The 12,406-nt window shown below is 59.7% G+C and carries 7 protein-coding genes; 5 read left to right on the top strand and 2 right to left on the bottom strand.

From position 1 onward, the window contains the following. Positions 1-42 precede the first annotated feature (42 nt). Positions 43-2,274 carry a 1,4-alpha-glucan branching protein GlgB gene (glgB, locus tag TU76_RS14995; RefSeq protein ID WP_048351973.1) on the bottom strand — a complete coding sequence of 744 codons (2,232 nt, stop codon included), beginning with the start codon at positions 2,272-2,274 and terminating at the stop codon, positions 43-45. A 547-nt stretch (positions 2,275-2,821) separates the two neighbouring features. On the opposite strand from glgB, the gene ccoG reads away from it, so the two are divergent. Further along, positions 2,822-4,243: a cytochrome c oxidase accessory protein CcoG gene (gene ccoG / locus TU76_RS14990; protein ID WP_019828930.1), complete on the top strand. Its 1,422-nt coding sequence runs from the start codon at positions 2,822-2,824 to the stop codon at positions 4,241-4,243. Between the two features lie 132 nt (positions 4,244-4,375). Next, positions 4,376-5,785, top strand: coding sequence for a GntR family transcriptional regulator MpaR (gene mapR / locus TU76_RS14985; RefSeq protein ID WP_048351972.1), 1,410 nt, complete (start codon positions 4,376-4,378; stop codon positions 5,783-5,785). 191 nt (positions 5,786-5,976) lie between these two features. Here mapR and TU76_RS14980 read toward each other — a convergent pair whose 3' ends face one another. Continuing rightward, on the bottom strand, positions 5,977-6,387 hold the full coding sequence (locus tag TU76_RS14980; RefSeq protein ID WP_019828928.1) for a PA0061/PA0062 family lipoprotein: 411 nt from the start codon (positions 6,385-6,387) through the stop codon (positions 5,977-5,979). Positions 6,388-6,610: 223 nt separating this feature from the next. On the opposite strand from TU76_RS14980, the gene TU76_RS14975 reads away from it, so the two are divergent. Genes TU76_RS14975 through TU76_RS14965 form a run of 3 tightly spaced genes read left to right on the top strand, consistent with a single transcriptional unit; the run spans position 6,611 to position 12,381 of the window. Further along, on the top strand, positions 6,611-9,829 hold the full coding sequence (locus TU76_RS14975) for an efflux RND transporter permease subunit (protein ID WP_048351971.1): 3,219 nt from the start codon (positions 6,611-6,613) through the stop codon (positions 9,827-9,829). Then, complete coding sequence (locus TU76_RS14970) at positions 9,819-10,985, top strand: efflux RND transporter periplasmic adaptor subunit (protein ID WP_048351970.1); 1,167 nt, start codon at positions 9,819-9,821, stop codon at positions 10,983-10,985. The genes TU76_RS14975 and TU76_RS14970 overlap by 11 nt, the downstream gene beginning before the upstream one ends. Continuing rightward, positions 10,969-12,381, top strand: a complete 1,413-nt coding sequence (locus tag TU76_RS14965; RefSeq protein ID WP_048351969.1) for an efflux transporter outer membrane subunit — start codon at positions 10,969-10,971, stop codon at positions 12,379-12,381. The genes TU76_RS14970 and TU76_RS14965 overlap by 17 nt, the downstream gene beginning before the upstream one ends. The last annotated feature ends 25 nt before the right edge of the window (positions 12,382-12,406 follow it).

The following is a 12,406-nucleotide window of genomic DNA, read 5'->3' as shown; positions in this document are numbered from 1 at the left end:
CCTCACCCTCTCCCGGAGGGTGAGGGTGAGGGTGCTTTTGATCTACGCGATCACCGGCCGCAGTATCAACACCCCCAACGGCGGCAGATTCAATGCCAAGGACACACTCTGCCCATGGCTGGGCAGTTCATCGGTCACCACCCCGCCGCCATTCCCGTAGTCAGAACCTGCATAGGAGGCGGAATCACTGTTGATCACTTCTTGCCAGGTGCCGGCAAACGGCACGCCGATGCGGTAGCCCTCGCGGGGTACCGGGGTAAAGTTGGTCACCACCAGCAATGGCGAGCCATCCTTGCTCCAGCGCAGCCAGGCGTAAACACTGTTGACGGCGTCATCGCCGATCAGCCACTGGAACCCTTGCGCAACGTCGTCCTGATCATGCAGCGCAGGTTGCTCGCGGTACAGGCGGTTCAAGTCGCTCACCAGCTTCTGTACACCCCGGTGCTCGGGGTACTGCAGCAAATACCAGTCCAGTTGCTGATCATGATTCCATTCGCGCCACTGGCCGAACTCGCAGCCCATAAAGAGTAGTTTCTTGCCCGGATGAGCCCACATAAAGCTCAGGTACGCCCGTAAATTGGCGAACTTTTGCCAGCGATCACCGGGCATTTTGTCGATCAGGGAGTGCTTGCCATGCACCACTTCATCGTGGGAAATCGGCAGGATAAAACGCTCGGTCCAGGCGTACACCAGCCCAAAACTCAACTCATTGTGATGGTGGGCGCGGTATACCGGGTCCTGCTGAATGTAATGCAGCGAGTCGTGCATCCAGCCCATGTTCCATTTATACGAAAAACCCAGACCGCCCTGATCGGTGCTTTGACTGACACCCGGCCAGGCCGTGGACTCTTCTGCAATCACCAGAGCGCCCGGGACTTCGTGGGCAACCACGTCGTTGAGGTGGCGCAAAAACTCGATGGCTTCGAGGTTTTCCCGGCCACCATGACGGTTGGGCACCCACTCCCCTGATTTGCGCGAATAGTCGCGGTACAACATGGACGCCACGGCATCGACCCGCAGGCCGTCAATATGGAAGTGCTTGAGCCAGTGCAGGGCCGACGCCAGCATAAAGCCATGCACTTCGGTGCGACCCAGGTTGTAAATCAGGGTATTCCAGTCTTGATGAAACCCCTCAAGGGGGTTGGCGTATTCATACAACGCGGTGCCGTCAAATTGCGCCAGCCCGTGGGTATCGTTAGGAAAGTGTGCCGGTACCCAGTCCAGAATCACCCCAATACCGGCTACATGGCAGGCATTGACGAACGCAGCAAAATCGTCGGGCGAGCCGTAGCGGGCTGTGGGGGCAAACTGCGACAGGGGCTGATAACCCCAGGAGCCGCCAAACGGATGCTCCATGATCGGCATCAGCTCGATGTGGGTGAAACCCAATTGCTGCACATAGGGAATAAGGCGATCCGCCAGCTCAGGCCAGGTGTACTGACGCTCGACCTCGCCGACATCATCGACCTCACACTGCCACGAGCCCACATGCAATTCGTAGATGGACAGCGGCGCATCGTGACGCTGGAGCTGCGCACGGGCCTGCATCCAGTCACCGTCCTGCCAGTCGATGGTCAGGGGTGAAGCTACCTTTGATGCGGTATCAGGCGGTAGCTGTGTGGCCAGCGCCACAGGGTCGGCCTTGAGCGGCAAGATCCCCTGCTCGCCCAGAATTTCATATTTGTACGCCTCCCCCGCTTGCAGGCGGGGAACAAACAACTCCCACACTCCACTCGGATGGCGCAGGCGCATGGGGTGACGACGGCCGTCCCAGCCGTTGAAATCGCCCACTACCGACACCCGCCGGGCATTGGGTGCCCACACCGCAAAGCGCACCCCGTGTACACCGTCAACGTGGGTCAGCTGCGCGCCGAAACAACTGCTCAAGTCACGATGATTGCCTTCGGCAAACAGGTACAGATCCATTTCACCCTGCAATGGGCCAAAACTGTAGGGATCTTCGCTGATTTGCACAGCGTCGCCCCAATCAACCTGCAGCACATACGGCCGGGTATGCGCGAAATGTCCGACATATAGACCGGCCACCTGAGAATCCTCAAGGCTGCCGAGCACTTGACCGTCGTCACGGGCCAGCACGTTGACACTCACCGCTCCCGGCAGAAATGCCCGAATATACTGCCCGCCCTCGCCATCTGCGTGAGGGCCCAACACCGAAAACGGATCGGGGTGCTCTGCCCGTGTCAACGCCTCGATATCCGAGTCTGCGGGTAACAACGAGTCTTTACCTTTACCCGTTTGCTTGCTCGACATCATGCTGTTCTCCATCCGGTAAAGGTTACGTCTGACCCAGCACGCGTTATAGCCATCGACTTGAGCTGTGTCCTGAGACTCACAGACAGAGCAAAGACTAGCTGTTGTCAGACAATCTGTATCCATTCATGAATAACCCGTGACGCACATCAAGTACTGGGCGCAGAACACGGCCGAATGCACTCTTTTCGCACATTAACCGTGCAATGTGTTGCTTTAAGGTCACCCGAACATCCAGTCCGAGGTTAATAAGGCCCATGGGCGTCACTGCCGTTACCAATGCAAGACACATGCACATTTCACCCACACTAAAGCCTTACTTGCGTGATTCGGTGATTTGCTTGACCTCGATCACACTGTGCTCAACGCACCTGGGTTACAGGCGCACAAAGTCAATGACAACGGGGCATTGACCCAGGTGCAGCACATTGTCGCAGGCAGCCCTAAAACAGCATCTGATCCGGTTTTAATTCAAATAACTGAGCCTGTTATGCAAACAGTTCGCTGGGCATAGTGCTCCTGCCTGATGGAGGCTGATGAGCGAAAGACCATGAGCGAACAAATTCCCGTCCAGATACTTGAGTCATTTGAGGCTTCTCGCCCCAGAGCCACAAAAAATAAAAACAAGTCCAACGACAACGTGATCCACACCCGCAGCTTCACTGGCCTGTTCCGCACTCTGCGAATAGTGGGCACAGGCTTTCTGTTTTTGCTGTTCTTTGGCACGGTCTGGCTGAACTGGGAAGGTCGGCAGGCGGTCCTGTGGGATTTGTCTGAGAGCAAGTTTCATATTTTCGGCGCAACGTTCTGGCCGCAAGACTTCATCCTGCTGTCGGCATTGCTGATCATTGCCGCTTTTGGCCTGTTTGCGATCACCGTCTTCGCAGGTCGGGTCTGGTGTGGCTACACCTGCCCGCAAAGCAGTTGGACCTGGCTGTTTATGTGGTGCGAAAAGATCACCGAAGGTGACAGAAACCAGCGCATAAAACTGCAAGCAGCACCCTGGCGCCTGAACAAGATCCTGCGCCGTACCGCCAAGCACACACTGTGGCTGGCCATCAGCGTAATGACTGCACTGACGTTTGTCGGCTACTTCACGCCGGTCCGGCCATTGGCCACTGAGCTGCTGACCCTGGAGATAGCGGGCATCAGTCTGTTCTGGATGCTGTTTTTCACGGGTGCCACTTACATCAGTGCCGGTTGGCTGCGAGAAGCGGTGTGCATGCATATGTGCCCGTATGCCCGATTCCAGAGCGTCATGTTCGATAAAGACACCCTGGCCATTTCCTATGACGTGGCTCGGGGCGAAAACCGTGGTCCGCGCAAACGCGGGGTTGAACCCAAGCAAGAGGGTCTGGGCGATTGCATCGACTGCTATATGTGCGTGCAGGTATGCCCGACCGGGATCGATATCCGCGATGGCTTGCAGATGGAATGCATCGGTTGCGCAGCCTGTATCGATGCCTGTGATTCGGTGATGGAGAAAATGGGTTATGCCCCGGGCTTGGTGCGCTATACCTCCGAGCACGAGCTGCAAGGCGGCAAAACCCATCTGGCGCGCCCTCGCCTGATCGGCTACGCCGTGGTGCTGGTCGTGATGATCGGGGCGCTGGTGGTGGCCCTGAACCAGCGCACGATGGTCTCGCTGGACGTGATCAAGGACCGGGGCCTGTTCCGCGAGAACAGCCAGGGCCAGATCGAGAACATCTACAGCCTTAAAATCATCAACAAGACCCAAGAGCCGCAGCACTATCGGGTGTCGTTGCAAGACAGCGAGGACTTTCAGTTGCAGGGTAAAACCGAGCTGAGCCTGGCCCCGGGCGAGATCGTTGATGTACCGGTGTCAGTCGCCCTGCTGGCCGATCGACCGAAGAGCAGCTCACAGACCATCGAGTTCGTGGTGACCGACACCGATGAACCGGCTGTACGCAGCGTGGCCAAAAGCCGTTTTGTTGCACCGCTTAATCGTTGAGCCTTTAGACTGCAACAACCCTTGTGGAACGAGCCTGCTCGCGACGGCAGCACGGCGCTGCATGCATCGCAAGCAGGCTCGCTTCCACAGATGCTTGATGTGTGTCACTCACGCCGGACCGAGCCCTATCCAATGAAACGCTACGAAAAATTCGCCGACGATATTGCTGAACTGATTCGCAGCGGGGTGCTCGGCCCCGGCCAGCGCGTGCCTTCGGTGCGCTATGCCAGCCAGACCTACGGCGTCAGTCCTTCGACCGTGTTTCAAGCCTATTACCTGCTGGAGCGCCGCGGCCTGATTCGAGCCAAGCCGCGTTCGGGCTACTTCGTCAATGTGCATGCGCCTACCCCTTTTTGCGAACCGGTGTTCAGCAGCCAGGTCACCGAGTCCACCCAGGTGGATGTCAGCGCCCTGGTGTTCTCGGTACTGGACTCGATAAAAGACCCCCACACCGTGCCATTTGGCTCGGCATTCCCAAGCCCGATGCTGTTTCCGCTGCAGCGGCTTGCCCGTTCGATGGCCACCGCCAGCCGCGAGATGGACCCGCGCATGGTGGTCACCGACATGTCCCCCGGCAACCCGCAACTGCGCCGGCAAATCGCCCTGCGGTACATGGTTGGCGGGTTGATGTTGCCCATGGAGGAACTGCTGATTACCAATGGCGCGCTGGAGGCGCTGAACCTGTGTCTGCAAGCCGTCACCGAGCCCGGCGACCTGGTGGCCATCGAAGCTCCTGCGTTTTACGCCTGCCTGCAAGTGCTTGAGCGGCTCAAACTCAAGGCCGTAGAAATCCCGGTGCATCCCCGTGATGGCATCGACCTCGGGGTGCTGGCACAAACCCTCGAGCGCCACCCGATCAAGGCCGTGTGGTGTATGACCAGTTTTCAGAATCCGATTGGCGCGACCATGCCCGAGGCCAAGAAACAGGCCCTGGTCGAACTGCTGCGCAGCCATCAAGTGCCTTTGATTGAAGACGATGTCTACGCCGAGCTGTATTACGGCCAGCACGCACCCAAACCGGCCAAGGCGTTCGATACTGAGGGGCTGGTGATGCATTGCGGCTCGTTTGCCAAAAGCCTGGCCCCGGGCTATCGCATCGGCTGGGTGGCTGCGGGACGGTACGCGCAGAAAATCGAGCGGCTAAAACTGATGACCTCGCTGTGCGCCTCGATGCCCGCCCAGGCTGCCATCGCCGATTACCTGCAGCACGGCGGCTACGACCGTCACCTGCGCAAGCTGCGTTATGCCCTGGAAGAACAACAGAGCGCGATGCTGGCAGCGATTGCCCGTTACTTCCCGGCCCAAACCCGTGTCAGCCAGCCCTCGGGCGGCTACTTTTTGTGGCTCGAACTGCCTGAACAAATGGACTCGCTCAAGCTGTTCCAGATGGCCCTGGCCCAAGGCATCAGCATCGCACCGGGCCCGATTTTCTCGGCCACCCAGCGCTTTCGCAACTGCATCCGCCTGAACTACGGCAGCCCGTGGGACTCGGCATGCGAAAAGGCCATGGAGACATTGGGCAAGATCGTGCGTTCGTTCTAGACAACACCCCAAAGCCCTGTAGCAGCTGCCGTAGGAACGAGGCTGCGTTCGCGTGGTGCGGCACCCCGACGAAGCCGTCGTGAAACCTGGGCACTCAATATGCCTGACACACCCAAGCGCCTGATCTTGCGACGACTGCGTCGCCGAACGCAGCCTCGTTCCTACGGCAGCTGCTACGACGATCGTGGCACTTACCCCGGCATACAGGTGAAATCAGCCGTGTGCGCCACTTCCTTGCCATGCCCGTCCACCAGCCTTGCGCTGACTTCAGGTCCAAGGCTCGATTCGATCAGTTCGTAGTGCTCACCGGCCCTGAACCCGGTGTAGTTGACCTTGCCCTGGCAATCCACCTGGTTTTCATCACCCGTGGCGCCGTCAAACAAGGTGACATCCAGACGGTGCGCGCCGGGAGTGACTTCAAAGTAACGGCCATCGTTGACGTTTTTACCATCCACGCGCTCGGCCATCAGGTCACTGTTGCCTTCTTCTTTCAGGCTGATCCAGGCTTCGCTCGGGTCCTGCTGGGGCATGGGGCCAGCACAGGCCGACAGCAACAGCACCATGCCAAGGGACGGAATCAGCAGCAGCGGTTTAAAAGTCATTGCACGTGCGCCTCGCAAAAAAAGCAAAAAAGCGACAGGGACCAAGGCTGGTCCGTCGAACAGGATTCAAGCTTGGCGCTCATCGGCTCTGCGGCCAAATGAATGAAAATGAAGGGATTTTCAGGCCATTCCTAAAGGATCCTTCACGTTGCTGAAAGCTGATCGTTAGGTGTGGACGGTGAGACTGCCGAGGTTTGCAATTCCACTCCTCGGAGGTTCAGGCATGCTCGGGCTGGTAAAGACCGCACTGCACAAGCCCTACACGTTTATCGTGCTGGCGATTTTCATTTGCATCATTGGGCCGCTGGCGGCTGTACGTACCCCTACGGATGTGTTCCCGGACATTGGCATTCCGGTTGTCGCGGTGGTGTGGCAGTACACCGGGCTGGCACCTGCCGACATGGCAGGACGGGTTATCTACACCTACGAGCGATCGCTGAGTACCACGGTCAACGACATCGAACATATTGAGTCCCAGTCCTTACCCGGCATGGGTATCGTGAAAATTTTCTTTCAACCCGGCGTTGATATTCGTACGGCCAACGCGCAAGTCACCGCCGTGTCGCAAACCGTGCTCAAGCAAATGCCCCCGGGGATCACGCCACCGCTGATCCTCAATTACAGCGCCTCCACGGTACCGATCCTGCAACTGGCGTTCTCCAGCCCGACACTGTCGGAAGCCAAAATCCGCGACCTGGTGCAGAACAATATCCGCCTGCCCCTCAGTGCCTTGCCCGGTCTGGCCATGCCGACACCCATGGGCGGCAAGCAGCGCCAGATCACCCTTGATCTTGACCCGCAAGCACTGGCGGCCAAAGGCTTGTCGGCACAAGACGTGGGCAATGCACTGGCAGCGCAAAACCAGATCGTACCGGTGGGCACGGCAAAGCTAGGCACCTATGAATACACGGTGCTGCTCAACAACAGCCCCAAGGCCATCGACGAGCTGAACGACTTGCCGATCAAAACCGTTAACGGCGCGCTCATCACCATCGGCCAGGTGGCCCATGTGCGCGACGGCTCACCGCCGCAAACCAACATCGTGCGCGTGGACGGTCATCGTGCCGTGCTGATGCCGGCATTGAAGAACGGCACTGTCTCGACCCTGTCCATCATCGACGGTATTCGCGGGATGCTGCCGCGAATCAACGAAACCTTGCCGCCCTCTCTCAAGACCTCGCTGCTGGGGGATGCCTCGGTATTCGTCAAACAATCGGTAGGCAGCGTGGCCCAGGAAGGGATCATTGCCGCCTTGCTGACCAGTGCAATGATTTTGCTGTTTCTGGGCAGCTGGCGTTCCACCCTGATCATTGCCGTGTCGATTCCACTGGCCGTGCTGTCGGCCATAGCCCTGCTGGCCCTCAGCGGGCAAACCCTGAACGTCATGACCCTGGGCGGGCTGGCGTTGGCGGTAGGGATTCTGGTGGACGATGCGACGGTGACTATCGAGAACATCAACTGGCACCTTGAACAAGGCAAATCGGTTCGTGATGCGATTCTCGAGGGTGCCAAACAGATTGTCGGCCCGGCATTCGTGTCGCTGCTGTGTATCTGCATTGTGTTTGTGCCCATGTTCATGTTGCAGGGCATTGCCGGCTACCTGTTCCGCCCCATGGCGTTGTCGGTGATTTTCGCCATGGCCAGCTCGTTCATTCTGTCGCGTACCTTGGTGCCCACCCTGGCTATGTTTCTGCTTAAGCCACATGTAACGGAGCAAGGTGCAGGGCATCATCCGGAAGACGGCTACATCAACCATCACGAAGGCGATCAACACACCCGACAGCACCCGGCGCCCGTGCGCGCACTGCTGAACTTCCAGCTTGGGTTCGAACGCCGTTTTTCGGCCGTGCGTGACGTCTATTACGCAGTGCTGGAGCTGGCGCTGGCCCATCGCAAACGCTTTTTGCTGGGCTTTATGACCTGTGTTCTGGCCTCGTTTGCGTTGCTGCCAAGCCTGGGCCAGGACTTCTTCCCGGCCACCGATGCCGGGGCCCTGGCCCTGCATGTGCGCTTGCCGCTGGGTACCCGGATTGAGGAAAGCGCCGCCGACTTCGATCGCATCGAATCCCGCATCCGGGAAATCATCCCTGCCGATCAACTGGACACCATCATCGACAACATCGGGATTCCGTTGAGTGGTATCGATATGGCCTACAGCAGCAGCGGCACTATCGGCCCACAGGACGGCGATATTCAAGTCGCCCTCAAGACCGATCACAGTCCCACCGCCGATTACGTGAAACGCTTGCGAGAAGCCCTGCCCGAAAGCTTTCCCGGCAGCCAGTTTGCGTTTATGCCTGCGGACATCAGCACCCAGATTCTCAACTTCGGCACCCCTGCCCCACTGGACGTGAAAATCTCCGGCCGTGATGACGCGGCCAACCGCGCCTACGCCCTGGAACTGCAACGGCGCTTGCAGCATGTGCCGGGCATTGCCGATCTGCGGATTCAGCAATCGGTGGGCTACCCGTCGCTGCAAGTCAACGTGGATCGCCAACGGGCCAATGGCCTCGGGATTACCGAGCGCGATGTGACCAACAGCATGGTGGCCTCGCTGGCCGGTAGTTCACAGGTGGCACCGACTTTCTGGCTCAACCCGCAAAACGGCGTGTCTTATGGCGTGGTTGCCGCCACCCCGCAATATCGCCTGGACAGCCTGCCTGCCCTTGAAGCCTTGCCGGTGACGGGCAGCAACGGCCAGTCTCAAATCTTGGGCGGGTTGGCGACCATCAGCCGGGTCGAGAGCCCGGCCGTGGTCACCCACTACAACATCCAGCCGACACTGGACCTCTACGCCAATATTCAGGGTCGCGATCTGGGCTCGGTGGCGGCGGATGTGCAAAAGGTCATTGATGGTGCGTCCGACCTGCGGCACAAAGGTGCAATAGTCAGCCTGCACGGTCAGATCGACGCCCTGCATGAAGCGTTCAGTGGCCTGAGCCTGGGCTTGCTGGGTGCGGTCGTGCTGATCTACCTGCTGATCGTGGTCAACTTCCAGTCATGGGTCGATCCTTTCGTGATCATCACCGCCCTGCCCGCCGCCCTGGCCGGGATCGTGTGGATGCTGTTCCTGAGCGGTACCTCGTTGTCGGTTCCCGCCTTGACCGGAGCCATCTTGTGCATGGGGGTGGCGACAGCCAACTCGATTCTGGTGGTGAGCTTTTGCCGAGAGCGCCTGGCCGAACATGGCGATGCTCTCAAGGCCTCACTCGAAGCGGGCTACACGCGCTTCAGGCCAGTGTGCATGACCGCACTGGCGATGATGATCGGCATGCTGCCACTGGCCTTGTCAGAAGAACAGAACGCGCCGCTGGGACGCGCCGTCATTGGCGGTCTGATGCTGGCAACCGTTGCCACCCTGCTGTTCGTGCCCGTGGTGTTCAGCCTGGTGCACGACGGTGAAAGAAATCGCGCTGCTGGAGAAACGCCTCATGTCATCTGATCAAACACCCTCGCGCAAGCGCTTGATGTACCTGGGCATCGGTGGCCTGACCCTGGCCGCACTGCTGGTAGCCAATGGGCTGGCAGCACGCAGTCGCCACGAACACGCGGTGAGCCAATGGACCGAAGCGGCTGCCCTGCCGATTGTCAGCGTGTTTCAGCCCATGCATAACGCCCACGGCGACACCTTGCGCCTGCCCGCGCATCTGGAAGCCTGGAGCAAGGCGCCGATTCATGCACGGGTCAACGGTTACCTGAAAAGCTGGCAAACCGATATCGGCAGCAAGGTCAAAGCGGGCCAGGTACTGGCCGTTATCGACAGCCCTGATCTCGATCAGCAACTGGCGCAAACCCATGCCCACATGCTGCAGGCACAAGCCAACGCCAGGCTCGCGACAACCACCGCCACACGCTGGCAAAACCTGCTGGCCAGTCATTCGGTTTCGCGTCAGGAGGCCGACGAAAAACACTCAAACGCCGACGCTGCCCAGGCCAATGCCCAAGCCGCAGAAGCCGACTACGCACGCCTCTCAACGCTGGAAGCCTACAAGACCATACGTGCGCCGTTCGCCGGAACCATCACGGCACGTAACACCGACATTGGTCAGTTGATCAAGGCCGATACCGACAGCGACACCGAGTTGTTTGATATTGCCGACACCCACCAACTGAGACTCTACGTACCGGTGCCACAGAACTACGCCAGCGTGATCCGCACCGGCATGCAAGTGCAGCTCAGCGTGCCGGAGCATCCGGGAAAAATATTCAGCGCCACCCTGATTGGCAACTCGACCTCGATTGATCAGCGCTCCGGCACCCTGATGGCGCAGTTTGTGGCGCAAAACCCCGGCGACGCCCTGATGCCGGGGGACTACGCCCAAGCGACTCTGGCCATCCCGGCGGACACTCACGGCGTTAGCATCCCGGCCAGTGCGCTGATCTTTCGCGCCCAAGGCACCCAAGTGGCCGTGCTCGACAGCGCGCAACAGGTGCATTTGCAGAACATTCATGTTGGCCTCGATTTGGGCGAGCGGCTGGTGATCGATCAAGGCCTTGAAGCGCACGACACGGTCATAGACAACCCGCCCGATGCCTTGCGCGAAGGCGACAGGGTCAAACTGGCCGATGCAGGAGCGTCCCATGCAGCCAAGGCTTAAACACGCCGCCCTGTTCCTGGCCATGACGCTGCAGGGCTGCTCCCTGGCGCCCACCTACACAACCCCGACGCTGGACTTGCCCACGCACTACCGCGAGCAAAGCAGTGATGGCCCGTGGCACAGCGCGCAACCTGCCGATCAACTGTCGTCGCAATGGTGGCGGGTTTATCAGGATGCGCGCCTGAACAGCCTGCAAGAGCAGTTGCTCAAGGCCAATCCTGACCTGGCAGCCGCGCTGGCCCACTTCGATGGCGCGCAGGCGTATGCCAGCCAGTTGCACGCAGGATTGTTCCCGCAACTGACTGCCAGCGGGCAACCGCTGCGCCAACGTCAATCGGACAACCGCCCCTTGCGGGGCACGACTCAGCCGTCGGTCTACAACAGCAATACCGCTGGATTCGCGTTGAATTTTGACCTCGACCTGTGGGGGAAAATCCGCAATCAGGTGGCGGCAGGCGATGCCCGGGCACAAGCCTCGGCGGATGATCTGGCCGTCGCGCGTCTAAGTCTGCAACGTCAGCTGACCAGCCTGTATGTGCAACTCGACGGACTGGATGCGCAACGTCGCATCTTGTCCCGCTCACTGGATGATTACAGCCAGGCCCTGCAACTGACCCGTTCCCGCTATCAGGGGCAAATAGCCTCCGAGCTCGACCTGACCCGCGCCCAAAGCCAATTGGCCGAAGCCGAGGCTCAACTGGACGACATACGTGCCCAGCGCAACCTGACCGAACACGCCCTGGGTGAACTGGTGGGCGAACCCGCCAGCAACTTCCAGCTGGCGGCCAGTGAACAGACGCTGAACCTGCCCGATCAGCCCCGAACCCTGCCAAGCACCCTGCTGCAACGCCGCCCCGACATTGCCGCGGCCGAGCGTCGGGTGTTTGCCGCCAATGCCGCGATCGGCGTGGCAAAAGCGGCCTGGTACCCGGACTTCAGCTTGACGGGCCTGCTCGGCGGGCAAACCCAGGGCAGCGGCAATTTACTGGCCGCCAGCAACCGCTTCTGGGCCTTGGGGCCACTGATCAGCTTGCCGATTTTTGACGGCGGCAGGCTCGATGGTCAGGAGCGCCAGGCCAGGGCCGAGTTTGAAGAAGCCTCGGCCCATTACCGAGGGCAAGTGCTACATGCCGTACGTGAAGTCGAAGACAACCTGGCCCAACTGCGCGACCTGCAACAGGAAAGCCTCGACGAACAAGCCGCCGCCAATGCTTCCGAACACACCCAGGTAATCGCCACCCACAGCTATGAAGCCGGGGCAGTGAGTTATCTGGATGTGGTGACGGCACAAACGGCAGCGCTGCAAGCCCAGCGCCAGGTGCAGGCACTTCGCACCCGGCAGTTGCAGGCCAGCGTGGGGTTGTTGACGGCGTTGGGGGGTGGGTGGCAGGGCTGACTCCTATCAGCCCTTGGGAGAGCGT

It is taken from the genome of Pseudomonas psychrophila, assembly GCF_001043005.1.
Lineage (GTDB): Bacteria > Pseudomonadota > Gammaproteobacteria > Pseudomonadales > Pseudomonadaceae > Aquipseudomonas > Aquipseudomonas psychrophila.
The sequence above is the reverse complement of the archived record's forward strand: the minus strand, read 5'-3'. Positions and strand labels throughout refer to the sequence as shown.